The following is a 25439-nucleotide window of genomic DNA, read 5'->3' as shown; positions in this document are numbered from 1 at the left end:
CCGGCATTGCAGGCGTTGAAAAGTTGGCTCCGCCGTCTGACTCCATCGCGACAGGAGGCGGTCTCCGCCGCCACCCACGTCTTGAAGAACCACTTGAAGAACATCCACGCATCGACCTCCCGCACCCGTTCCAAGGCTTGCGCAAAGCCTGCCGTACAGCGCCGCGATGGGCAATCATGCCTTCCCGCTTGCGCAAAGCCTGCCGGCATTTTGCGGGCCTTGCCGGGCCGCTTGTTCGTTCGGCCTTCACTTTGCGGTTTCTTCCGATCCAATTTCATCTTCTCTTGAAACTTTACCGCTTGGCATTTGCGCGAACTTTGAAAATTGATTTCATGCAAATAAACACAAAATGCTTGACAATCGCGAAATATATTATAAAATGAGAAAAACAATATGTTTGGTGATGACGAAAAGCAGTAAGCTCCCAGCACGCTAAAGAGAGCCGGTGGCCGCTGTGAACCGGCGCGGCGGGAGCCGAATCCGTTTCCGAACTCGTTCCGGGGCAGCAACCGGCGCGGCTGACGGCCGTTAAAGCGTCATGAGGCCGTGCGAGCGGCAAAACAAGGTGGCACCACGTGGGAAACCCCGTCCTTAATCTTTAAGGGCGGTTTTTTATATATTGCTGCTTTGTTTTGAGCGGGCAACAGCGTAAACGCATCTGGGGAGGGATTGTCGGTGAAGATAATTGTTACGGAAAAGCTGGCGGATGCCGGCGTCGAAGTGTTGCGGCAGGCCGGGGACATAGATGTTGATTTGCGGATGGATATTTCCCGGGACGAACTGCTCAAGGTCATAGATGGCTATGACGCCATGATCGTGCGCAGCAACACCGCCGTAGACGAGGAACTTTACAAAAAAGCGGCCAAATTGAAAGTGGTCGGGCGGGCCGGCAACGGAGTGGACAACATCGATATGCAGGGAGCCACCAGCCGAGGCATTATTGTCGTAAACACGCCTGATTCCAACAGCGTTTCCGCCTGCGAGCTGACCATAGCGCTCATGCTGGCGGCGGCGCGCAATGTCGTGCGGCACCGGGATCGGCTACGCCAAAAGGTTTGGAGCAGGAACGGCTTGATGGGCAGGGAGCTTTTGGGCAAAACCGTCGGCATCATCGGCCTTGGGCGTATTGGCGCCCTGGTTTGCACGCGCCTGCAAGCCTTCGGCATGAAGGTCATCGCTTATGATCCTTATATAAGCGACACGCGCTTTGCGAAACTTAACGCGGAAAAATGCGCCGAGCTCAAGCAGCTTCTGGCAAGGGCCGATTTTATTACCATTCACACGCCAAAGACCGAGGAAACCATTGGCATTGTCGGCGCGGCGGAACTGGCGGCGGTGAAAGAAGGCGTCATCATAATAAATTGCGCGCGCGCCGGGCTTATCGATGAAACCGCGCTGGGCGCGGCCTTGAAAGACGGGCGGGTGGCGTCCGCCGGCATAGATGTTTTAGTGGGGGAGCCGCAGGCCGTGTCGCCTCTGATCGACTGCGAAAATGTTACGGTTACCCCGCACGCCGGCGCCGATACTTTTGAGGCCCAAGCCAACGTCGGGCGGACGATTGCCGAGGAAGTGCTTGCGTCCCTGCGCGGCGAGATGGTAACCAACGCCGTGAACCTGCCCAATCTTTTGCCCAACGAACTTGACCGGACGAGAAGTTATTTATATTTGTGCGAGGTTTTGGGCAAATTCTATCATCAACTGGAGAAAGAACCGGTGGAGAAAATAGAAATCATTTATCAGGGGCAGGCCAGCGACTTGGAGACATCCCTGCTTACGCGGGCAGTGCTCAAGGGCCTGTTTGAGCCGATCCTGAAAGAACGGGTAAATTACGTAAACTCCACGCTCATAGCCCAAAACAGGGGGATAGAGGCGCTTGAAAGCAAAAAAGTCGGCGGCTCCGATCTGAAAAGTTCCGTAGAGGTCATAGTCAGCGGGCGGTCCAAGAGCTTTTCCGCTACCGGCACCGTTTTCGGCCGCAACGAATGCAAGATACTGCAAGTGAACGGCTACAGCCTTGACCTTAATCCAAGCCCCTGCATGCTGGTGGCGATGAACGAGGACAAACCGGGCATGATCGGGCAAATCGGCACAATTTTGGGCGTAGGCAAGGTAAATATCGCGACCATGCAAGTCAGCCGCGACAAACACAACAACGCCATGATGTTTATGGCGGTCGATTCGGTAGTGCCCCGCGAGGTGCTGAATATGATCAGCGGGGTTGACGGCATAAAAAAGGTCAATTTTGTGAAATTATAAAACAAGGCGACAAAAAGCAAAGAAAAGGCAATGCCGCACTTTCCGTACGCGCGGAAGCCCTTTGGCAGGCTTATGGGCCGGCTTTGGGAAATGTCAGTTTTTCCGCGCGCGCGCGCCTTCTTGCCGGTAAAAGTTGACAAGCGTGCGCTCTAATCCTATAATTAACCAATAAAGCAAATTATCGGCAAAGTTTTGGATAGCGCCGACAAAGCGATTTTTTGCGTCGGCCGGGAAGTCGGCCATTTGGGAAGGGGCATATTATGACGGAAAAAGAGACCATCTTGACGGCCGAAGGCTTGAAGAAACTTGAAGAAAAATTAGAGACGCTAAAATCCGTCCGGCGCCTGGAAGTCGCGGAACGGATAAAACAGGCGATCTCTTTCGGCGATATAAGCGAGAACTCCGAATACGAAGACGCCAAGAACGAGCAGGCCTTTATTGAAGGGGAGATAATCACCCTTGATAAAATGATCCGCACGGCCAAGGTGATTGACGACGGCGAAATAAAAACCGATATGGTTACCTTGGGGGCGACGGTGAAACTGCGGGACGTAGCGCTGAAATCAACCGTTGAATATACGCTGGTCGGTTCGGCGGAAGCGGATCCCCTGGCCAATAAAATTTCCAACGAATCGCCGGTGGGCAGCGCGATTATAGGCAGAAAATCAGGCGAAACGGTGGAGGTGGCCGTTCCGGACGGGACAATAAAGTATAAGATCATGTCGATAAAACGCATGTCGGCTAAGGAGTAAATTATTTTGACCGAACGGAAAAAAGAACCGGGGCAGCAGACGGCTGATGTGGGCGGCATAAACGAGCAGATGAACGCGCGCCGCCAGAAAATGGATGAATTGGCGGCGTGTGGGCACGAGCCTTTTGGCCGGCGTTTCGCGCCCACGCATACGGCGGCGGCGATTGCCGATGGGTTTGACAGTTTTGCCGAGACGGACCGGGTGCGAGTGGCCGGGCGTGTCATGGCCATACGTGGGCACGGCAAGACGACTTTTATTGATCTTTCGGATCGTACCGGCAACATTCAATGTTACCTGCGCAAAGACGCTTTAGGGGAAGACGACTACAAACTGCTCAAACTCATGGATATAGGCGACTTTGCCGGCATTGGCGGAACGGTCTTTCGCACCCGCATGGGCGAGGTGAGCGTAAAGGCGGAATCTTTGGAGATATTGACCAAATCCTTGCGCCCCCTGCCGGAAAAGTGGCACGGCCTGAAGGACATAGACACCCGTTACCGGCAAAGATATATTGATCTTATTGTCAACAAAAGCGTCAAGGACACTTTTACGGCGCGCAGCAAAATAATACGCGCGCTCAGGCATTTTCTTGACCGGCGCGATTTTCTTGAGGTGGAGACGCCGATGATGCATGCCATTGCCGGCGGGGCGGCGGCCAAACCTTTTGTTACCCGCCATAACGCCCTGGGCATGAACCTTTTTATGCGGATAGCGCCGGAGCTTTATCTCAAACGCCTGATCGTCGGCGGCTTGGAGCGGGTGTACGAGATCGGGCGGGTTTTCCGCAACGAGGGCCTGTCGACAAGGCACAACCCGGAATTCACGCTCATGGAAGCCTATCAGGCCTACGCCGATTATAACGATATGATGGAGCTGACGGAAGAACTTATACATTATGTTGTCAAGGAAACAACCGGCCGGCCCAGTATAACCTATCAGGGACAGGAGATAGATTTTACGCCTCCCTGGCGGCGCATCAGCATGACGGAAGCCATCCGGCAGGAAACCGGCCTTGACTTCTCGCCCCATTTGGACATTGGCGACTTGCGGGCGAACGCCCAAAAATCAGGGGCGGCGATTGAAAAAAATTTCGGCGCGGGCAAGATAATCAACGCGGTTTTTGAACATTGCGCTGAGGCAAAGCTGGTTCAGCCCTCTTTTGTCACTGGCTATCCCAAAGAAGTGTCGCCTTTGGCCAAAAGCAGCCGGGGGGACGATGAAATGACCGACCGGTTTGAGGCTTTTGTTTTTGGCCGCGAATTGTGCAACGGTTTTTCCGAACTCAACGACCCGGTAGACCAGAAGGAACGGTTTGCCCGTCAAGTGGAAAGCCGCGACGCGGGCGACGAAGAAGCCCACATGATGGATGAGGACTATATAACGGCGCTCGAATACGGCATGCCGCCCACGGGAGGCCTCGGCGTCGGCGTTGACCGCCTGGCAATGCTCCTGACCGACAGCGCGTCTATTCGGGACGTCTTGTTTTTTCCGCAAATGAGGACGCTGTAGCGCGGGATCATGGGCCGGCGGCGATTTTGGGCGCGGGGCAGGCGCGTAGCGACAGGAAGAAATACAGGGGTCTTTTCATAAAAAAGGCGGGGTGCGACCATGATAAAGATGCTGACAGCGTGTACCAGAGAAATTGACTATGTGGACGAGGCGGTGGAAGAATTGCTTGGGCAGCTTGACCTTGCGCATAGCCAACTGAAAAACTCCGTGGGGATCGTCCATTGCCCGGAAGATTTTCTGGATTCCGGCGTCGTGGAGGCGCTTAAAGGCAAACTGCCCTTCGACTTGGTAGGCTGCACCACCAGCGGTACGGTGGCGTGCGGCGAATTCGGGCAGCTTCTGCTTACTTTGTCTGTGCTTACTTCCGACGATGTCTGCTTTGCCGCCGGGATTTCGGAGAAAGTCGGCAATGATGCCGCCGGGGCGGTCAAAGATCTGTATGCGCGGATAGAGGCCGAACTTCCGGAAAGGCCCAAGCTGCTCCTGACATTTGTACCTTTTTCGCCCCTTATAAGCGGGGACGAGTTCGTCGCGGAGATGGACAAAGTGTCCGGGGGAGCGCCTGTTTTTGGCACGCGCTCTTTTGGCACGACAATTGACCTGACGAATTTATACACCATTTACAATGACCAGTACGATACCGATAAAATCGTCATCGTGGCGGCCGGCGGCGACATTTCCCCGGAATTTCTCGTGGCCTATGTGTCGGAAGACCGCGTTTTCAAACAAAAGGCGATTATTACCGCCGCCGAAAGAAATATTTTGCGCGGAGTAAACAATATAAGCGCGGCCGACTATTTTGTTTCCATGGGGCTTATTGAAAAAGGCAACATACGCGGCATCAGCACCATGCCGATATTAATTAACCTTAACGACGGGACGCCGGCGCTCATGCGCACGGCTTTCCGGCTGGCGGACAAGGAGGGGGGCATCCTTTTCGGCGGCGAGATGCCGGTCGGCGCCATTTTGAGCATCGCCATCATGGATGCCAACGATGTGGTAAGCTCAGCGGAAAATACGCTGCAAGAAGCGCTGGCCAAGGCGAAAGGGAAAAGCCTGCTCATTTACTCATGCGCGGCTCGCAGCTTCGTGTTGGGGGCGGAAGGCGACGCGGAGATGGAAAAAATCGCGCAATGTATGGCCGGCGCGCCGACAGTCTACCAGGCGTCCTATTCGGGCGGGGAAATATGCCCGGTATTCGATAAAGAAGGAAAAATGTTTAACCGCTTCAACAACAATGTTTTAATAATATGTATTTTATGAGGGAAATGTATGGCCAATACGCGGCAATCAAGCGAGCAACTGACGCCGATGGAGCAATTGCAGACAGAAAACGCTAATTTGCGCGTGGAAATGAAACGGCTGAACAGGCAATTGAAATCCATGAACTTTATCATGGAGCAAAACAAAAACGCCTATGTCGTCCGTTCCCGCGTCAGCGCGGCCATTTTGGCGGAAAAGTCCCGCCAGGAAAAATATCTTGACCTTTTGCTTGAAAACAGCCCCGATATCATCATACTGCTTGACCGTAACGGATGTTTCGCTTACTGCACCGTCACGTTTTTGAATTTATTGAATTTGCGCAGTTTCGGCCTTATCAACGGGGCGAAATTCACCGAGGTGTTCAAGGGTTTTGGCGGCACGGACTTTTCGGCGCGGGTCGGCGGCATACTTGAAGATGCCATGCAAAGCCATAAAGCCGTTCGGGCCGAAGAAACCGTTGACATCGACGGCAAAGGCAGCCTGCGCATATACGCCATACATGCCACGCCTATGTTCGACGAGGCCAATACGTTTGATGGCATAATGGTTTTGTTTCACGACGAGACCGATACGATTCTGGCCAAAAGGCAGGCGGAACAAGCAAGCAGCGCCAAGAGCAGGTTCCTGGCTTCCATGAGCCATGAGATACGCACGCCCATGAACGCCATTATCGGGATGAGCGACCTTATGCGCGTTGACAACCTTGACAGCTTGCAGCAGCGGTATTTTGCCGACATCAAGAAAATGGCCAAGGCGCTTCTGCGAATTATCAACGATATTTTGGATTTTTCTAAAATAGAGGCAGGCAAACTGGAAATTGTCCCTGCCGATTTTAACTTGGCGGAGCTATACGACAACATTTGTTCGATGAGCAAATTCACCGCCAACGCCAAAGAACTGGAATTTACGAGCAGCATCGACGAAAGCCTTCCGGCGGTGGTTTATGGCGACGCGGTGCGTTTTCGGCAGATATTCACGAACATAACCAACAACGCGATCAAATATACCCGCAGGGGCTGTGTGTCTTTAGCGCTCGAACGGCATGCGGAGGGCGGACGGGAATATATAAAATTCAGCGTAAAAGATACGGGGATTGGCATAAAGAAGGAAGACATGCCGAAACTTTTTGAAGTGTTCAGCCAGCTCGACGCAAAGAAGAACCGGGGCATAGTCGGCACGGGGCTGGGCCTGTCCATCACGAAACCCCTTGTGTCCATGATGGGCGGCAAGCTGGAAGTAGAGAGCGAATACGGCAAAGGATCTGTTTTTACGGTTTTGCTGCCGCTGGTCGCAGGCAACCCGGACAACATTGAACGCTCCGGCGAAATAGCGCGGGTCATGGCCAAAGACGGTGTAGCCATCCTAGTTGTCGACGACAACCATATAAACATTACCGTCGCCTTGGGGATGCTGGCCGCCCACAACATCTCGGGCAACGCCGCCGACAGCGGGGAGCAGGCGATCGAAAAGGTAAAAAGCAAGCGCTACGACATAGTATTTATGGACCACATGATGCCGGGCATGGACGGAATAGAAGCCACCAAGCGGATACGCGGCATGAAAGGGGAATTTTACAAACGCCTGCCGATAATCGCCTTGACGGCCAACGCCGTAACCGGAGCGCGCGACACTTTCATCGCGAGCGGCATGAACGACTTTATTTCCAAACCGATTGAGCCGGCGCAATTGAATTTGATACTCGCCAAATGGCTGCCGCCGGAAAAAATCGCGCTTGAATACGGCGCCGTAAAATCGCCGGAGGCCAACGCGCCGGATGTTTACGGGGATGACAAGGCGCTCGCGCTTTGCGGCGGCGCCATGTTGATCGACAAATTGGAAATGCTGGATGACGCCTGCCTTTACGGCATCGGCGACACCGCCGCCAAAATTGCGGCGCAAACGGAAGACTGCGCGGAAGATGGGCGCATAAGCGGCTATCTCCGGGAAATAAGCAGTCTCGTGCGGGAACTTGAGTATGAAAAAGCATCTGAAAAAATCGGGGAACTGCTCGCCATATTAAAAAAGGGCCGGCCTTGAGCTAATTAGCGTTAACGGAACGCGGGGGGTGCCTGATGAAAATATACGTCTGGCGGCACAACAGGGAATTTCACAGCTACAGCATGATCAATGAACCGTGCGTGCATCAGGATTTATACCGTGACGCGGTAGCGGTCGTGCTGGCGCGCGACGAAGAGGAGGCATTGGGCCTGCTCGCCCGGCGCGGCGGCTGGCGGACGGACGATCTTCGGCTCCTGCCGCCGAAAGTGTACGATGCCGCCGAAGCGGCGGTGCTCTTTACCGATATACGCGGATGAGCGGAGGTGTGGCTTATGGGCGTCGGCAACAACATTGAAACGGAAATAAAACTGATTGCCTTCTCGGAACACGTCCTTGAAGGCATTTTTGAACTTGAAACAGTCAAAAAATATATAGTGCCCGGCAGCGAAAGGACAGAAAAACTGGAAAGCCGCTATTACGACACGCCGAAGCGCCGCTTCGCCAAGTCCGGCGTGGCGTTTCGCGTACGCGCCGAAGCGGGCGGGTTCGTCGGCACGGCAAAAATAGAAAACAAGAACAGCGGCGGCCTTTCCGAACGCATGGAATACAGCGTCAAGCTGCCTACAGCCAAGCCGGATCTCGGCGGGTTCGGCAAAATCAGCTTTCTGGCGGATCTGCCGGGCATGGCCGCCAAAGACGGCGGCGTAGAAAAACTTTTCACCGTTGCCGTGGAAAGGCGCAGCTGCGAACTCGCCCTTCCCGGCCAAACTGTGGTTGAAATGGCGGTGGACACCGGCTGGATCGCCGCCGGGGAAAAGACGGCGCCGGTCGCCGAAGTGGAGTTTGAACTCTTGTCAGGCAAAGCGCCTGCCCTTATTGAGTTTTTATCTTTGCTGTTAAAGGAAGCGCCGCTTTACACGGAAAAGCGCAGCAAATACGATCGCGGCTGCGCGCTGGCCGGGGAAAAAGCAAAACCGTCCGCAAGTGAGCGGCGGATAAAAGAACTTGACGCTAAAAAACCGTTCAAGAATGTTTTGCGTGGCGCGCTCATCGCCCAAATCGGGCGTTCTTTGTCCGCTTTGACGGATGCCGCCGGCGGCGGCAAAAAGAAATTGGCCGCTTTTTGCCGGGAAACATATAGGCTAAAGCAGCTTTTGCTTTTTGCCGGGCCCTTGCTTAAAGAGCGCGAATATACGCGGCAGGCGGATAGGATAAACCTTTGGCTTGAAGAGATGCGGGACGCTTTTCTTTTGGCGGGGTTTGAAAAGCGCTGGCGCGTGATTCAAGAAAACTCCCCTGACATCAATATGACGGACGTTTTCGCGAAAACGATTGGGGAAAAGAAAAAACAAGCCTGGAGAAAATTAACCGCATCCTTCGCGCGCGGCGCGCATGCGGCGGATATCTTTTCCCTGTGGGCGTGGATGGCGGACGATCCGTGGCGAGGCAACGAGGAGATAACCGCCGCCGCGCACCTTGCGCGGCAGAGGGAATGGCTGCTGGCTAAAATATCCGCCCTGACGGAAAACGGCCTAAGCGAAAGCGCCGAATTGTACGACTGCTGCTACGCTCTCGCCTATAGCCGGAAAATGCTGCCCGGCGCGTTGCGTAGAGGCGCCGCCCGGGAAGCGAAGAACTTAGCCAAAATACTGGCGGCTCTCAAAAACAAGGCAAAGCTCGGGCAGGCCGGCAAGTCGCTGTTTTCCCTCTTCAAGCCGTCCGACAGCCGGCTGGTGTACCGGGACGCGGGGATACTTTACGGTTCATATTTGCTGGAATTTGCCGTAGATGAAACCCGTCTCGCCGAACGCCTGAAAGAGCTTTGCCTTCCCCGAAAAATTCCGGGGGAAGCGGAAGCCGAATAGCCGGCCCGCCGGGGCGGCTAATGTCTTAAAGAGAGCAATTGCTGTTTTAAAAGCAGATATTTCGCCGGCAGGGCGGCGGGGATCTGGGTTTCCCGGCGTTCAAAGCCAAAAGCCCGTTCGCTTACCGTAACTATCGGGGGCGCCTGGATGCGTTTGGCAATGGAGAGGCCGCCCAAAGCGAGCCACCAACGTTCTAGGTCGGCGAAAAAATCGTCGCGCGTTGGAAAAAGGCGGACTGTCAGGCCTTTTTCGCAGCCGATCTTTTCCTCAAGCGATCCGTCTTTGTACCAGAGGGCAATTTCCAGCGGGGAAAGATTTTTCTCGACAAAAGCGCTGAACAAATAGTCGTGATAAGGATAGTGGAGCGGATCGCCGCCCGTGCCCACGGTCTGGGCGGGGGAAAGTTCGGCGCTCGGCGCGATATGAAAGATTGTTTCGGGAATTGTTTTCGCCTTGAAAACCTGCGCGTTCAAGTACCGGCCCAGCGCGTACACTTGGTGTTTCCACAGATCGCCCAGCGGCGCGAGCATACCGGCCAGGTCGCCGTAGAACGTGCCGTAGCCGGCGGTAAGTTCGCTCTTGTTGGCGTTGCAGGAAAAGCCGCCGCCCAAAGCGGCTGCGGCCGCCGCGAGAATACGGGAGGAACGGTCGCGCGCCTGCACGTTTTCCAGCGCGAAATCTGATAAAACGAGAGGGCGCCCGTTTACGCGGATAGCGCCGATTTGCCGTGCGGTAAGTTCCACGCTTTCGCCGATCGGCACGCTGGCGCAAGGGGCGCCGAGATTTTTCGCCAGTTGCCGGGCGAGATCGATAGTGAGCGCCGAATTGTAGCGGCTGGGCATGTTGAGCAGCAGGACGCGCCTGCTGCCGAGTATGTGCGCGTAGAGGGCGGCGGCCACCGAGGAATCTATGCCGCCGGACAGCCCGATCGCAATCTTTTCGATTTGGCATTGCGCGAGAAATTTCTTTGTCCCGTAAGCGACGGCGGCGTAAATTTCCCAGCCCGTTTCCGGCGGCCGCCGCAAAGCGGTGTTTTCTTCCGGGAGAAAGCGGCCTTTGTCATACCGGCAGAAAAAAAGCCCGTCAACGAAACTTGGGCATTGCACAGTAGCGTCGCCTGAAGGGGAAAACGCGCGGCTTGCCCCATCGTAAGTGTAAATGTTTTTGCCGTTGTTTTGTATGCCGGTGTGATTGACATAGAGCAGGGGGATGCCGGAGTTTCGCGCCAGATCGGAAAAAAGCCTGTGCCGCAGGCCGGTTTTGCCCAGCGCAAAAGGGGAGGACGAGATGTTTATGAACATGTCCGGCCGCGCTTCGGCCAGGATCAAAGGCGGCTTCACCGGATAAAAACTTATCCAGCCGTCTTCGCAAATCATGCAGGCAAGCGATATTTCCCGGCCCCTGACCGTGATTTTGAAAGGGCGGATAAAGTCGGACGGCGGACGGGCAGACTCCAGCGCGAGGCCGATGCTGCCGTAAAAATGGCGGGCATCGTCAAACTGCCGATAATTGGGCAGGGCGGTCTTGATATAAAAAGGATAAGGCAGAGCGCTCCGCGCCATTTTTTTGTCTTGCGCGACGAAACAGGCGTTGTATTTGCGCGCCCGCCCGTCCTCGTTGTGTTTTGCCCAATCCACCGCTATGTTGCCGAAAATGACTGCTATGCCCTCGCTGGCGCCGATGAGTTCATGCCCGCACTCTTCGCACTCGCGCAAAAACCACTCGTATTCCCATAAATCGCCTAACAGGTATCCGGGTATCGCCAGTTCCGGGAAGATGACCAGGTCGGCCTTGCCTTTTTTCGCTTTGTCGAGATAATCCAACATGCGGGCGAGATTGACGCGCGGGCGCCCTGGCAGCACTTCCATCTGCGCCAGGGCTATTTTCATTTGCATGGTCTCATCCTCCCTATGGGCGGCATACAACGACTGCTGGCGGGCCGGCGCCTTGCCCGGCCGAGAAATTCCCGCCGCCGCAGCAAGGCGGTTGTCAGCGCCTTGCTGTATGTATATAGTCTGGGCCACTGACATGGGATTGTCAATCCCGGGTACAAAACGATAATGCCAATTGCCACGGCGCGGCTTTTTTGATATATTAAAGCAGGACAGGTTTTTAAAGGAGAGTCGTTTTATGCTTTATAAAAGCACGCGCGGCGGCGATGCAGCCGGAGCGGCCGGGGCGATCGCGCAAGGGATCGCCGCCGACGGCGGGCTGTTTGCGCCGGAGACCCTTCCCGCCGTCACGCAGGGGGAAATTGAAAGTTTTGCCGCCAAAGGCTACGTTCACGCGGCGGAATGTATTTTGCGCAAATATCTGACCGACTATGCCGACGCGCAGCTTAAAAGCGCCGTCCATTCGGCCTATGGGCAGGGCGCCTTCCCCTGCGGCCCGGCGGTTTTAAGAGAAATTACGGAGGAAACCGCCGTTTTGGAACTGTGGCATGGCCCGACCTTCGCCTTCAAAGACGTGGCCCTGCAACTTTTGCCGCGCCTTCTCGTCCTGGCGGCCGGCAAGTCAGCGGGGCAAAAAGAGATCGTCATACTCGCCGCGACTTCCGGCGACACGGGCAAAGCGGCGCTGGAGGGCTTTGCCGGCGTGCCGGGGACAAAAATAGTCGTTTTTTATCCGCAGGACGGCGTAAGCGTTGTCCAGGAACGGCAGATGGTAACGCAAAGAGGCGACAATGTCTTTGTGCTGGCCGTAAAGGGAAATTTTGACGACGCGCAGGCCGGAGTAAAGCGGATGTTCAGCGATCGGCAGTTAACCGGGCAGATGGCGGCAAAGGGGCTTTTTTTCTCATCCGCCAATTCCATCAATTGGGGCCGGCTCGCGCCGCAGATTGTCTATTATTTTTACGCTTACGCGCTGGCGGTGAAAAACGGCCGCGTCAAGGCCGGCGAAAAGATTGATTTCGCTGTGCCCACAGGCAATTTTGGCAATATTCTGGCGGGATTTTACGCCCTTGGCATGGGCCTGCCGATAGGCCGCCTTATTTGCGCCTCAAACGCCAACAACGTTCTGGCCGATTTCATAAATACCGGCCGTTATGACCGCAGGAGAACTTTTCACAAAACCATTTCGCCCTCTATGGACATATTGGCGTCAAGCAACCTGGAACGGCTGCTTTACCATTTGACCGGCCAAGACGCGCCGGCGGTTTCCGGCTGGATGAAGCTGCTCGCGCAGGAAGGCGCCTACGACATAGGCGCGGAAAACAAAAAGGCTCTGCAAAAATACTTCAGCGGGTACTGGGCGGACGACGGCGCAACGCAAAAAACCATCGCCGAAACCTTTGCCGCGCATAAATATCTTATGGATCCGCACACGGCGGTCGCGTGGAAAGCCTGCGCCGACCATCGCCGACAGACGGGCGGCGCGGGCTATGCCATTGTTTTGTCCACCGCCAGCCCTTTCAAATTCGCCTTGCCCGTGCTAAAAGCCCTGGACCCGGGCGCGCCGGACATGGGCGCTTTTGCCGCCATAGCGGCCCTGTCGGGGCTTTCCGGCTTGAAAATACCCGAAGCCATGCGCGAGCTTGACCGTTTGCCGGTTTTGCACGGCAAGGCGGTGGCGGCTGAACAAATGACGGGCGCCGTGCGGGAGATTTTGGCGATTTGACCGGCGGGCAGCCGGTTTTTCTTTTTGCGGGGAGGCTGCTTTTTGAAAATAGCGCTCACAACCTTTAACAGCAAATACATCCACTGGAACAGGGCGCTGTCTTTTGCCTTGGCTGCGATGATCAAGCGCGTTTTGCCGGAGGCGGCCATAGTTTTGGGCGGGCCGGAGGTTTCCCATGACGTTGAGCGGATATTTGCCGGCTGCCCGGAAGCGGACTTTATCGTGCAGGGCGAAGGGGAGGAAATATTCAGCGGGCTGCTCAAAGAACGCGAAAGGGGCGGCGACGGGCGCGGCGTGCCGGGTGCGGCTTGGAAAGGCGCGGACGGACGTGTGCGCATAGAAGGCGGGGCGCGGACGCTCGCGGATCTGTCTTTGCTGAAATTCCCCTATGATTTGGCAGGCGGCGCCTTTTCCGGCCGCATATTGTATTACGAAAGCGCGCGCGGCTGTCCGTACCATTGCGCCTATTGCCTTTCGGGCGCGGGCGGCAGCGTGCGTTTCGCGCCGGTGGGAAAAGTCCTGGACGATCTGGCACTGTTTATAAAAGCGGGCGTGCGGCAGGTAAAATTCGTCGACCGAACCTACAATCTCAGCCGCAGGCATTATTTGCCGGCAATGCGCTATCTGGCGGCGCGGCAAACCATGACTAATTTTCATTTTGAAATAAGGGCCGACATCCTTGACGCGGAAACGCTGGACTTTCTCAAGTCGGCGCCGCCGGGAAGGTTCCAATTTGAGATCGGGGTGCAGAGCGCGCAGGAAAAGACCTTGGCCGCCATCGGGCGCGGACAGGATTTCGCGAAAATCGCCTCCGCCGTCGGCAAATTGCGCGCGAGCGGCAACATACACTTGCATCTTGACCTCATCGCAGGACTGCCTTACGAAACGGCGGAACTTTTCCGGCATTCTTTCAACAAAGTTTACGCGCTGTCGCCGCACGTCCTGCAAATAGGATTCTTAAAAATACTCAAAGGGTCGCCGCTTGCGACGGAAAACGGCGGGCACGGCTACATTTTCATGCCGGAACCGCCGTATGAGGTGTTGGGCAGCAAATACATCGGGTACGCCGAATTGCGGCAGATAAAAATTTTCGGGCGCGTTTTTGCGCAAACGTACAATTCCGGCAAATTTTCGCACACGCTGGACTTTCTGGTCAAGGAAATATATCGGGGGGACGCCTATAGCTTTTACGCCGCGCTGGCCGCTTGGCTGGAAGAAGGCGGCCTTCTTCCGGCGCTGGCCGGGCCGAAGGCCGCAGCCGGGCATTTGGCCGCTTTCGTCAGGGAAAAGCTGCCGGACGCTTGGCCGGACGCGCAGGAAACTTTGAAAGCTGACATTGTTTTGAACCAAGAAAAAAGTTTCCGCCCGGACTTTATAATCTGGCAGAAAAACGGGCGGGGAGCGGCTACGGAAAACTTTTGGCGCAACGGCGAAAGGGCGGGCAAATACCTGCCCGGCTATACTTTTACCAATTGGCGCGAAATTGGCAACAAATATCAGATAGAAACCTTCAGGCGATATTTTGCCGGCGCAAAGTTAACGGAACCGCTGGCGGTCCTTTTCCTTCTGGCGGAGAAAAAATGGCGTCCGCTCGCGCGCGCGGATTTTGACGCCGAGGACGTCCCCTTTAGTCAGGTTACTTCCTCAAGCCGGGGATTGGGGCGGTAAGAACGCCCCGCCTTGGCGGCCGGACGGCCGTTTGCCAGCACTACGTCCGCAGTGAAATTGATGTTTTTGTCATAAAAAGCGCTGCCGACAGCGTATATATCGACCGGCACCCCATTTTTTTCAAAATCGGCGATTTTTTCCGCCGTAAACCCGCCGGAAACCATGATCTTCACATGGCTGAACCCTTCTTTGTCCAAGGCCGCCCGTACGTTTTGCGCCAATTCGGCGCAAACGCCGTTGGGCATGAAAGCGCCCATCTTAGGAATGATCGATTTATCCACGAGATTGCCGGAAGTATCTAGGCGGACGGCAAAAAGCCTTTCCTTTAACTCGTGCGCCACGGCCAGGGAAGCGTTGACGCAGTCGTTATCAAAATCTACCAAGGCGGTGCGGTTGACCGTTTTGTCGATATACTGATCGAAAGCGCGCGTGGCCTTGGCCGTATCGCCGCCGAAAGCGGCGATGAGCGCGTGCGGGATGGTGCCGAGGCCTTTTTTGCCGCCGAGCAGGCCGTTGGCGTCCGTAGACACGCCAATGCCGCCGCCTATTTTTATCGCGTGGCCGTCGCCTTTTTGCATAAGGTAATGGTCATAACGGGCGCCGAAAAAAAGCACGGTTTTGCCGCCCGCCGCTTCGACTGCCCGCCTGACGTTGGTGGCGATTTTGCTTTGCCTGGCCAGAATGCCCAAATAAATTGTTTCCAGATAAGCAAAATCGGCCAGGTCTCCCTCGATAGACATAACCGTTTCCCAAGGCTCAATTTCGTCGCCATCATAAAGCGCCTTGATTTTCAGCGGCCCGCCGGCGCAGGTTTTCAGCACGGCGATGGCCTCGTCTACGCCGCAAAGCACGCTATGTCCGCGCTGAAACACCTGCATAAGCACGGTGGGGCGATGCTTGGCCGCTTTCAATATTTCCGCCGTGCGCAGGAAATAAGCGTCGGTATAAAAACCGCTTTTGATCGATTCGTATGGTATATCGAAACTTGTTGCGCAAAGGCGCTCCCTCATGGCAGTTTTATAGGGCGTTTTAGCTTATGCTGTTCCCGGATTGAAATCATGCTGTCTTTGCGGCCGATTTAGCGCCCCGCTTTGCATAGAAGCCTCGCCGAGCCCGCAGGTCCGCCTGGATTTTGCGCCGCGCAAGGCGGCAAATCATCTCGCAAATCCTGTTTATGTTTTAATCTTTGGAACAGTATTGGGGGAAGCTAAATGCCGCACAACTCCTTGTCAATATATTTGCGATATTTATTGCCCCAAGGATACCGCATTGGCCTTGCCGCCGGCTGACCCTGTTTTTGCCGGGGCGCCGCGGCAAAAGCTGAAATAAACTGTTGCAAAACAACATACATATATGATACATATAAATATGTTTATGCGCAATAAAAAAATGCGGCCGGCCCAAAGCGGCATAAACACGGCTGCGGCGGCGCGCGGCGCCGCCGGTTGCGGAAAGGCGCGTGGCAGGATGGGTTTGCCCGGCCATAACGGAAAAAAGAAAATAATCATACTTTACGCCCCCATAGGGTCGGGGCACGCGAAAGCCGCCAGCGCGCTCAAACGCGAACTGGAGGCTTTTGGCGGCGTCGAACTGGTGTCCGGCGATATTTTTGACTTCGCGCCCCGAATGTTCGGAAAATTGTTGTTGCGAATATATATGGGAATGTTAAAAATATGGCCGTCAAGCTATGATTTCTTGTACAAATGGGGAGACAAAGGCAGCTCCCTCGCCCTGCGCTCCGTTGCAAACCGGTTGTTTTACGCCGGCGCGCGCCGTTTTTTCGAGCGGGAAGCGCCGGACGCCGTGATCGCCACTCATTTCGCGCCCGCCGGCGTAGCGGCGCTCTATAAAAAAGAAAGCGGCAAAAACATGCCGCTTTTTGGCGTAATCACCGACTATGCCATGCACAGATGGTGGGCGTATGACGAAGTGGACGTTTACATTGGCGCCGACAAGGAAATGTTCGCCGACTGCCGGGCGGACATGAAACCGGGCCGGGCGGTCTGGGACGTCGGCATACCGATAGACAGGGAATTTTGCCCGGCCTGCGCCGACGGCAAAGAAACACTGCGGCGGAAATTGGGCTTTGCGCGCGACGCTTTTGTTTGCGTCATGAGCGGCGGCGGGGAAGGGCTGTTGGACATGCGGGAAATAATGGCCGCCTGGCGGCGGGAAGCGGACAAGCATCCGCGCGTGTTTTTCGTCGCTGTTTGCGGCAAAAACGGTCGGCTTAAAAACCAGCTTTCCCGCCTGGCGCTGCCATATCTTAGAGTGCTGGGATTTGTCGAAAACTTCGCGCAATACATAAAAGCGGCCGATTTGGCAATTTCCAAGGCGGGCGGCCTGACGGCGGCCGAGGTTATCGCCGTCGGGCTGCCGTTGATAATTTACCGGCCGCTGCCGGGGCAGGAATTCGTCAACGCAGGACGCCTGGCCGAGCGGAAACTGGCGCTTTTGGCCAAAAGCCCGGAAGAGGCCTGCCGCATGGTTATTGCCGGATCCGCGCGGGAAAAATCTTTCATGGGCGAGATAAAGAAAAATCAGCGGGCGTTGGGCAAGCCCTTCGCCGCCAAAGACGCCGCGCTCAGGATATGCGCTTTCCTTGGGGACAAATAAAATGTTAAATAAAAAACTTGCCAAAATAACATGAACTGTTATAATTTGTATTTAATTGGTTTTTGAAAAGGGAGAGCCCTTTGGAAAAATATTGTCTAAGCCTGCTTTGCAATATGGAAGGACTGCGGATGGGCGAGATGGCCGCGCTGCTCAAACGCTTCGGCAGCGCCGCGCTGATATGGGGCACTTCTTCGCGCGATCTGCGCGCGGCGGGACTGCATGAAGACGCTGCGGACAACCTTGTCAGGCAAAGGGGCAAAAAAGACCCGTTGAAACTTGCTGAATTTTGCCAAAAGGAAAATGTGTCCATAACCGCCTATTATGAAAAGAATTACCCCAGGCGGCTGCTGGAGACGGGACACGCGCCCCTGGCGCTTTTCGTTAAGGGACGCTTGCCGGCGGACGAGGACAAAATCGCTATCGTCGGCAGCAGGAAAGCATCGGCTTATGCGATAGCGGCGGCCAAACAATTTGCGGCCGACCTTTCGCGGGCGGGATTCGTCATAGTAAGCGGCGGGGCAAGGGGCGCCGACACGTCGGCGCACCAGGGGGCGCTTGCGGAAAACGGCCGGACAGTCGCGGTGTTTGGCTGCGGCATAGACGTTTGCTATCCGAAAGAAAACAAAAAACTTTATGAAGCGATAGTCGCCGGCGGCGGCGCCCTTGTTACGGAATATTTGCCGGGCGATCCGCCCGCCGGATGGCGCTTCCCCGCCCGGAACCGGATCATCAGCGGCCTTTGCGAAGGCGTCTTGGTCGTTGAGGCAAGCAAAAAGAGCGGCTCTTTGATTACCGCCGATTTTGCCGCCGAAAAAGGGCGGGAAGTTTACTGCGTGCCTGGCAGCATATATTCCCCCGGCAGCGCCGGCGTGCACAACTTGATAAAACAGGGCGCCAAGCTGGCCGACTGCCCGGAAGATATAATCGCCGATTTGGGGAGGCTGTTCGTTTCTTCGTCCCGGACGGCCGCCGTGCGGCCGGAAGAGCTGACAGGGAACGCGAAAAAAATCCACGACAGCCTACTTTCCGGCAAAAATTATTCCGTTGACGAAATAATTGAAACAACGGGGCTTGATCCTGCCGAAACCGCATTTTCCCTGTTGGAGATGGAAATTTCCGGACGGATAGAAGCAAACGCGGGTATGTACCGGCGAATAGAAAGGGGCGGCAGGTAATGGGCAAAACACTGGTAATAGTTGAGTCGCCGACCAAGGCGAAAACCATCGGCAAATTCCTCGGCAAAAACTATAGCGTCATAGCTTCCATGGGACATTTGCGCGATCTGCCCAAAAGCCAGTTCGGCGTGGACACGGAACGCCAATATCAGGCAAAATACATAAATATACGCAACAAAGGCGAGCTTATCAAGGAATTGAAAAACAAAGCCAAAAGCGCCGGCAACGTGCTTCTGGCGACCGACCCCGACCGTGAGGGGGAGGCGATCGCCTGGCATCTGGCTTTTATTTTGGATTTGCCGGAAAATTCGTCCTGCCGGGTCGTTTTCAACGAAGTAACCGGCGGCGCGATCAAAGAAGCGATCAAAAAACCGCGCCCCATTGACCAGGCGATGGTGGACGCGCAGCAGGCGAGGCGCATACTCGATCGCATAGTGGGCTACAAACTCAGCCCGCTTTTATGGCGCAAAATCCGGAAAGGGCTAAGCGCCGGCCGTGTGCAGTCCGTGGCGGTCAAACTGATTTGCGACCGTGAAAAAGAAATACAGGCTTTTAAGCCGGAAGAATACTGGACGCTTGCGGCCAAATTGCGGGAGGAGCCCAGAGGCGCCCTTTTTACTGCGGAACTTGTCAAAAGCGGCGGCAAAAAGTTGAAAATAACCAACGAACGGCAGGCGCGCGCGCTGGAAGAGCGCCTGAAAAAAGAAAAATATAAAGTAGCGCAAGTCGCCTTCAAGGAACGCAGGCGCAACCCCGCCCCCCCCTATACGACGAGCGGCTTGCAGCAGGACGCCGTGCGGCGGCTTGGCTTTACGACGAAAAAAACCATGATGCTGGCCCAGCAGCTTTATGAAGGCATCAGCCTCGGGGAAAGCGGCGCGGCCGGCCTGATTACCTACATGCGCACGGACTCGGTCAGAATAGCCGACTACGCGCAAAAAGAAGCGAAGGCCTACCTTGAAAACAGATACGGCAAAGCCTACTGCCCGGCCCGGCCGCCGGTGTACAGCGTCAAAAGCGGCGCGCAGGACGCGCATGAAGCGATAAGGCCATCCGACATATTAAAAACGCCGGAAAGCGTAAAAGCCTATTTGTCGCGCGACCAATTGCGGCTATACGCCATGATCTGGCAAAGGTTCGCGGCCAGCCAGATGGCCCCGGCCGTCTTTGACACTACCTCCGCCGGCATCGCCGCCGGCAGCCTGGAACTTAAAGCCACCGGCTCCGTACTTAAATTCGACGGCTTTCTCGCTGTTTATGACAAAAAGGACGGCGAAGCGGGCGAAAAAGAAGTAATTCTGCCCAGGCTAAAAGCCGGGCAGGAACTTTTGCTGGACAAAGTGCCGCCCGCCGCGCAGCATTTCACGGAGCCGCCGCCGCGCTATACCGAGGCCGCCCTTGTGAAAAAACTGGAAGAAAACGGCATAGGCCGCCCAAGCACCTACTCGCCCATCATAAACACCATCCTTGAGCGCCGGTATGTGGAAAAAGAAGACAAAAAATTTTTCCCGACCGAGCTTGGCATTACGGTTGTCCAGCTTTTGAGCGAATATTTCGCGGACATAGTCGACGTGGAATTTTCCGCCCACATGGAGAAAGGGCTTGACGACATAGCGGAAGGCCATGCCGACAAAATAAAATTGCTTGACGGCTTTTACCGGCCGTTCGCCAACGACCTTGCCGCCGCCGAAGACCAGATCGGCGCCGTGGAAATAGAGCCGGAAGTTACTGACACAAAATGCGAAAAATGCGGGCGGTTCATGGTGATAAAGCACGGACGTTTCGGCGATTTCCTCGCCTGCCCCGGCTTTCCCGCCTGCCGCAACGCCAAGCCCATCCTGAAAAAAATCGGTATAAAGTGCCCTTTGTGCGGCAATGAGCTGTTGGAACTTAAAAGCAAACGCGGCCGCAAATTTTACGGCTGCGAAAAATACCCCGAATGTACCTTTGTTACCTGGGACAAGCCAACCGAAAAAAGATGCGCCAAGTGTTCCGGCATCCTGGTGGAAAAAACCAACCGCTCCGGACAGACGAAACTTGTTTGCATCAACAATGAATGTGCGGACGGAACAAACAAAAATGCTCTCAGAAAGAAAAAATAGCCACGTAACTATCATCGGCGCGGGACTTGCCGGCTGCGAGGCGGCCTGGCAGTTGGCGAGAAGCGGGGTGCGCGTCGCCCTTTATGAAATGCGGCCGGGAAAAATGACGCCCGCGCACAAAACCGGCCTTTTCGCCGAACTGGTCTGCAGCAATTCGCTGCGCGCCGAGAATGTCGAAAACGCGGTCGGGCTGCTGAAAAAAGAAATGAGCCGTTTTGACTCTTTGATCATGCGGGCGGCCGCGCATGCGCGGGTACCGGCCGGCGGCGCGCTGGCGGTGGACAGGGAAGAATTTCCGCGCTATGTGACCGAAGTTTTGGGCGATAGCCGGTTTGTCGACATTATACGGGAAGAAGCCGTTGATTTTTCCGCTTTCGACGGCCCGGTGATCGTCGCGGCCGGGCCGCTGATGTCCGATGCGCTTGCCGGCGCGGCGCGGGCCTTGCTCGGAGAGGAATATTTATACTTTTACGACGCGGCGGCGCCCTTGCTCTTTTATGACTCCATCGACAAAGACAAAGTCTTTCGCGCCTCCCGCTACGGAAAAGGCGGCGGCGATTATCTGAACTGCCCCCTGACCCGGGAAGAATACTTGGCTTTTCGCCGCGCCCTTGTCGGCGCCGAACTTGCCCGCCGGGAAGATTTCGCGGAAAAGCCGCCCTTTTTTGAAGGCTGCGTGCCGATAGAAGAATTGGCGGCGCGGGGCGAAGACACTATGCGTTACGGCCCGCTGAAACCGGTGGGGTTGCCTGACCCCGGGACAGGCGAGACGCCCTACGCGGTAGTGCAGCTTAGGCAGGACAACGCGGCGGCCACGGCGTATAACATGGTAGGCTTTCAGACGCGCTTAAAATGGCCGGAGCAAAAACGGGTGTTTTCTTTGATCCCCGGACTGGAAAAAGCGGAATTTCTCCGTTACGGCGTTATGCACCGCAACACTTTTATAAATTCGCCTAAACTCCTGACCAGTTTTTTTTGTCTAAGAAAAAACCCGCGGCTGTTTTTCGCGGGGCAGGTAACCGGCGTTGAAGGCTATGTGGAATCGGCCGCGTCCGGGCTCGTTTGCGGCCTGAACGCGGGCAGGGCGGCGCGAGGGCTGGATTTTGCCGCCTTCCCCGCCGAAACGGCGCTGGGCGCTCTGGCAAACTATATAAGCAACCCCGCCGCCAACGATTTTCAGCCCATGAACATAAATTTCGGCCTTTTCCCGCCGCTGTCGGAAAAAGTGCGCGGCCGAAAAAACCGAAACAGCCAAATAGCGGCGCGGGCCTTGCAAACGCTCGCCCGGTTTTGCGCGGCGGAAGGTTTTTAACGGCGGCATGCGCCCAATGGCCGTACTTTCGCGCCCGGGCGCGCCGCTGTCCGACTGGCCCGTCGGTTAGTGTCCCCCGCCGCGCTTTTGGGCGCGGAATCCGACTGACAATGATCGGCTCACGGAATCGGGATTGCCGTGAACTTTCGCGGCGCTTAGAACCCGTTGGCATTATCCGGAATGTTCGGATTTTGAGCGAATTTTTTATCCGGCGCGGCGCAAACGCGGGCGAACCAATAGGTTTCGCGAGGCTTTGGCGCAACGCATGGCGGAAAATACGCCACGCAAAAAATGGGCGTTGAACGGCAGCGTTAACAGGCTCTAACGTTGCAAATTTCATTAAAAAATTTAATTTCTATTTTTGTATTGTATACACGAGCAAATTTTGTTATAATTATAACGGATTTGTAATAATTAACATTTGCGGGCATGAACGGAAAACCATGAGAAAAGCAAGGGGGAATTCGTTTATTTTACGCTGAAATGCCATGTTTATAACAAAAGAAAACCATAAAAAAGAAACTCAGGGCTTCGCGGATTTTTTAAACATAGAAAAAAATGCGTCTTTGCACACCTTGCGAAACTACCTTAACGACTTGGATGATTTTTTCGCGTTTTTTTTCAATGACAACCCTGCCGGGGCGGACTTTTCGGCTTTGAGTCCTTTGTACATCAGATCGTACTTGGCCTTTCTCAATGAAAAACAATACGCCAGAAGGACCATCGCCCGGAAAGTTTCCGCGTTGCGTTCCTTCAGCCGCTATCTGGCGCGCGAGGGAAAAATCGCGGGCAATCCTTTCACGAAAGTCAAAACTCCGAAACTTGACAGGAAATTGCCGGTTTTTCTTGATTTTGCCGAAATCGAAGAACTTTTTTCGCTGCCGGCGGACAACGAACTGGGCCGGCGGGACATGGCCGTGCTGGAACTTTTGTACGCCACCGGCTGCCGCGTTTCGGAACTTGTCGCCTTGCGCATGGACGATGTGGACTGCGCCAACAGGTATGTCCTCCTGCAGGGCAAAGGCGACAAGGAAAGAATTGTCCCCATAGGCGGCAAGGCGGTGGACGCCCTGGAAAAATACGCCATTTTTACCCGGCCGTTGATTATCGCCCGTTACCGGGCGGACGAACACGGGGCCCTTTTTGTAAACAGCCGCGGCGGGAAGCTGACCGACCGCAGCGTGCGGCGCATAGTCGACAAATACATAAAAATCATGGCCATAAACAAAAAAATAAGCCCGCACAGCGTCCGGCACACTTTTGCCACGCATTTGCTGAACAACGGGGCGGATCTTCGTTCCGTTCAGGAACTGCTCGGGCACTCCAACTTGTCTACGACCCAGATTTATACGCACGTTACGTCCGAGCGCATGGCCGGCGTTTATAAAAAGACGCATCCGCGTGCGTAGGGTTTACGGATCTGCCCCGAAAAGATATGTCCGCGCCCAATTTTATATCTTATAGGAAGGAAGTTGCCATATGGATCAGCTGAACCTTTTGGAAAAGACCAGAAAGATTAGTAAACTTCTGCAAAAATCCGGCAACGTTGACTATAATGACTTGGCTGGACTGTTGGGCGATATTTTAAGCTCGAACGTGTACATATCGTCGAAAAATGGCGAAATCCTCGGCTACTCCCTGCTGGACGGGTTCGAATGCGGCATAATGCTCGATAAAGTCGTAAAAATCCGGCAATTTCCGGAAAATTATGTAGAATGGCTCATGAAGGTAACGGAAACCACCTCCAATATCGCGCTGAAGAAAAACGCGTGCGCTTTTAGCCAAGGAACGGAATGTCTTTTCGGCGACAAGCGCACAACGCTTATTCCCATTTACGGAAATGGCGAGCGGATAGGGACGCTTGTGCTCGGCCGCTTCGACAGCGAATATACCGATGGCGACCTGCTGGTGGCTGAATACGGCGCTACGGTGGTCGGCGTGGAAATATTGCGCGGACGCACGGAAAAGATCGAGGAATACGCCAGGAAAAAAGCCACGGTACAAGTGGCGCTGGCAACTTTGTCCTACTCGGAACTGGAAGCGATGATTCACATCCTGAACGAACTGGAAAGCAACGAAGGGCTGCTGGTCGCGAGCAAAATCGCCGACCGGGTGGGCATCACCAGATCGGTAATCGTAAACGCCCTGCGCAAATTTGAAAGCGCCGGCGTCATAGAATCTAAATCGCTCGGCATGAAAGGGACCTACATAAAAATACTGAACAACCTTTTGTTGCCTGAATTGAAGAAGATACGTTAAGTGTTTTACATATGTGTGCCTTTGTGGTATTATAATACACGTGGATTTTAATGTTGTCGGGGAAGATTGAAGGGCCGGAGGTGAGGCGATTGTTGGATTTTATTGCTAAGGCGGCGGATATCCGTACGCTTGAGGGCGCCTTAAGCGTTTCCAGCTTGCGGCACAGGGTGTTAAGCAATAATGTTGCCAATGTCGATACGCCACTATTTAAACGCAGCGAAGTTTTGTTTGAAACATATCTCAAAGACTACCTTGATTATCTGGAAAAGGAAAAAAAACCGGCGCCGCCGGAAGGGAAATTAGCAATGGCGCGTACGAACAGCCGTCATATAGTTCCCCGCAAGGAGGTTTTGCCTGCGCCGTTTTTGGGGGCGATTGTCCGCACGGTCGACGAGAACACCATGAGGACGGACGGAAACAATGTCGATATAGATTCGGAAATGGCCGACATGGCGAAAAACACCATTTATTACCAAGCGATAGCGCAGCGGATAGGCGGATATTTTACCGCCCTGCGCACAGTAATTGAAAATAGATGACGGGAGTGAATGAACAATGAGCATGTTTGGCGCGATTGACGCTGCCGGTTCCGGCATGACGGCGGAGAGGCTGCGCCTTGACGTCATATCCAACAACCTTGCCAACGCCAATACCACGCGTACCAACAAAGGCGGGCCGTTTCGCCGGCAGGTAGTAGTTTACATGCCGCGCGACGAATACAGCGATTTTGGCAGGATGCTGGCCGCGAAACTGGAAGCGGGCAAGGGCGTGCGGGTTGTCGGCATAGTGGAAGACAACTCCCCTTCGCCGGTGGTCTACGACCCTTATCATCCAGACGCCGATGCGCAAGGTTATGTGCACATGCCGAACATAAACGTAGTCGCCGAAATGGTTGACATGATAACGGCATCGCGCTCCTATGAAGCTAATGTTGCGTCCATCGCGTCATCCAAGGCCATGGCGGCCAAAGCGCTAGAAATAGGGCGCTGATTGTTTGCCGGATTATTTACTGAAATGATCTTTCTTTATAATAAGTGCCGTTCGGT

The 25439-nt window shown here is 54.9% G+C and carries 20 protein-coding genes; 18 read left to right on the top strand and 2 right to left on the bottom strand.

Features of this window, described 5'->3' with window-relative positions:
* The 8 genes from LBO03_00430 to LBO03_00395 all read left to right on the top strand — a co-directional run.
* A partial coding sequence (locus tag LBO03_00430; GenBank protein ID MDR3348065.1) for a hypothetical protein occupies nt 1-383 on the top strand: 383 nt, incomplete at its 5' end.
* A 292-nt stretch (nt 384-675) separates the two neighbouring features.
* Entirely contained in the window at nt 676-2256 is a 1581-nt protein-coding gene (gene serA / locus LBO03_00425) for a phosphoglycerate dehydrogenase (GenBank protein ID MDR3348064.1), read from the top strand.
* A 257-nt stretch (nt 2257-2513) separates the two neighbouring features.
* Nucleotides 2514-3008, top strand: coding sequence for a transcription elongation factor GreA (gene greA, locus LBO03_00420; protein ID MDR3348063.1), 495 nt, complete (start codon nt 2514-2516; stop codon nt 3006-3008).
* A gap of 6 nt (nt 3009-3014) precedes the next feature.
* On the top strand, nt 3015-4517 hold the full coding sequence (gene lysS / locus LBO03_00415; GenBank protein MDR3348062.1) for a lysine--tRNA ligase: 1503 nt from the start codon (nt 3015-3017) through the stop codon (nt 4515-4517).
* Between the two features lie 99 nt (nt 4518-4616).
* Nucleotides 4617-5780 (top strand): FIST C-terminal domain-containing protein, encoded by a 1164-nt coding sequence (locus LBO03_00410; protein ID MDR3348061.1) that lies wholly within the window; start codon nt 4617-4619, stop codon nt 5778-5780.
* A 9-nt stretch (nt 5781-5789) separates the two neighbouring features.
* A complete protein-coding gene (locus LBO03_00405) occupies nt 5790-7817 on the top strand; it encodes a response regulator (GenBank protein ID MDR3348060.1) in 2028 nt (675 codons plus the stop codon).
* Between the two features lie 35 nt (nt 7818-7852).
* On the top strand, nt 7853-8095 hold the full coding sequence (locus LBO03_00400) for a hypothetical protein (GenBank protein MDR3348059.1): 243 nt from the start codon (nt 7853-7855) through the stop codon (nt 8093-8095).
* A gap of 15 nt (nt 8096-8110) precedes the next feature.
* Nucleotides 8111-9643: a CYTH domain-containing protein gene (locus LBO03_00395; GenBank protein ID MDR3348058.1), complete on the top strand. Its 1533-nt coding sequence runs from the start codon at nt 8111-8113 to the stop codon at nt 9641-9643.
* Nucleotides 9644-9660: 17 nt separating this feature from the next.
* Here LBO03_00395 and nadE read toward each other — a convergent pair whose 3' ends face one another.
* Nucleotides 9661-11538: an NAD(+) synthase gene (gene nadE / locus LBO03_00390; protein ID MDR3348057.1), complete on the bottom strand. Its 1878-nt coding sequence runs from the start codon at nt 11536-11538 to the stop codon at nt 9661-9663.
* A 235-nt stretch (nt 11539-11773) separates the two neighbouring features.
* Between nadE and thrC the strand changes: the two genes are divergently transcribed.
* Nucleotides 11774-13261: a threonine synthase gene (thrC, locus tag LBO03_00385; GenBank protein ID MDR3348056.1), complete on the top strand. Its 1488-nt coding sequence runs from the start codon at nt 11774-11776 to the stop codon at nt 13259-13261.
* A gap of 42 nt (nt 13262-13303) precedes the next feature.
* The gene (locus tag LBO03_00380) at nt 13304-14929 is read left to right on the top strand and encodes a B12-binding domain-containing radical SAM protein (protein ID MDR3348055.1); all 1626 of its coding nucleotides are present in this window, start codon (nt 13304-13306) and stop codon (nt 14927-14929) included.
* Here the strand turns inward: LBO03_00380 and LBO03_00375 are convergent.
* Nucleotides 14893-15939 carry a nicotinate phosphoribosyltransferase gene (locus LBO03_00375; protein ID MDR3348054.1) on the bottom strand — a complete coding sequence of 349 codons (1047 nt, stop codon included), beginning with the start codon at nt 15937-15939 and terminating at the stop codon, nt 14893-14895. The genes LBO03_00380 and LBO03_00375 overlap by 37 nt on opposite strands.
* A gap of 457 nt (nt 15940-16396) precedes the next feature.
* Between LBO03_00375 and LBO03_00370 the strand changes: the two genes are divergently transcribed.
* From LBO03_00370 to flgC, 8 genes are all read left to right on the top strand, one after another.
* A complete protein-coding gene (locus LBO03_00370) occupies nt 16397-17545 on the top strand; it encodes a hypothetical protein (GenBank protein MDR3348053.1) in 1149 nt (382 codons plus the stop codon).
* 128 nt (nt 17546-17673) lie between these two features.
* On the top strand, nt 17674-18720 hold the full coding sequence (dprA, locus tag LBO03_00365; GenBank protein ID MDR3348052.1) for a DNA-processing protein DprA: 1047 nt from the start codon (nt 17674-17676) through the stop codon (nt 18718-18720).
* Nucleotides 18720-20822, top strand: coding sequence for a type I DNA topoisomerase (gene topA / locus LBO03_00360; protein ID MDR3348051.1), 2103 nt, complete (start codon nt 18720-18722; stop codon nt 20820-20822). The genes dprA and topA overlap by 1 nt, the downstream gene beginning before the upstream one ends.
* Nucleotides 20800-22134, top strand: coding sequence for a methylenetetrahydrofolate--tRNA-(uracil(54)-C(5))-methyltransferase (FADH(2)-oxidizing) TrmFO (gene trmFO / locus LBO03_00355; GenBank protein ID MDR3348050.1), 1335 nt, complete (start codon nt 20800-20802; stop codon nt 22132-22134). The genes topA and trmFO overlap by 23 nt, the downstream gene beginning before the upstream one ends.
* A gap of 488 nt (nt 22135-22622) precedes the next feature.
* Nucleotides 22623-23543, top strand: a complete 921-nt coding sequence (gene xerC / locus LBO03_00350; GenBank protein ID MDR3348049.1) for a tyrosine recombinase XerC — start codon at nt 22623-22625, stop codon at nt 23541-23543.
* A gap of 79 nt (nt 23544-23622) precedes the next feature.
* Nucleotides 23623-24393: a GTP-sensing pleiotropic transcriptional regulator CodY gene (gene codY / locus LBO03_00345; GenBank protein MDR3348048.1), complete on the top strand. Its 771-nt coding sequence runs from the start codon at nt 23623-23625 to the stop codon at nt 24391-24393.
* 89 nt (nt 24394-24482) lie between these two features.
* A complete protein-coding gene (gene flgB / locus LBO03_00340; GenBank protein ID MDR3348047.1) occupies nt 24483-24932 on the top strand; it encodes a flagellar basal body rod protein FlgB in 450 nt (149 codons plus the stop codon).
* Between the two features lie 16 nt (nt 24933-24948).
* A complete protein-coding gene (gene flgC, locus LBO03_00335) occupies nt 24949-25383 on the top strand; it encodes a flagellar basal body rod protein FlgC (GenBank protein ID MDR3348046.1) in 435 nt (144 codons plus the stop codon).
* Nucleotides 25384-25439: the final 56 nt, after the last annotated feature.

Source organism: Acidaminococcales bacterium, assembly GCA_031290885.1.
Taxonomy (GTDB): domain Bacteria; phylum Bacillota; class Negativicutes; order Acidaminococcales; family JAISLQ01; genus JAISLQ01.
This window is presented reverse-complemented; position numbering and strand designations above follow the sequence as displayed.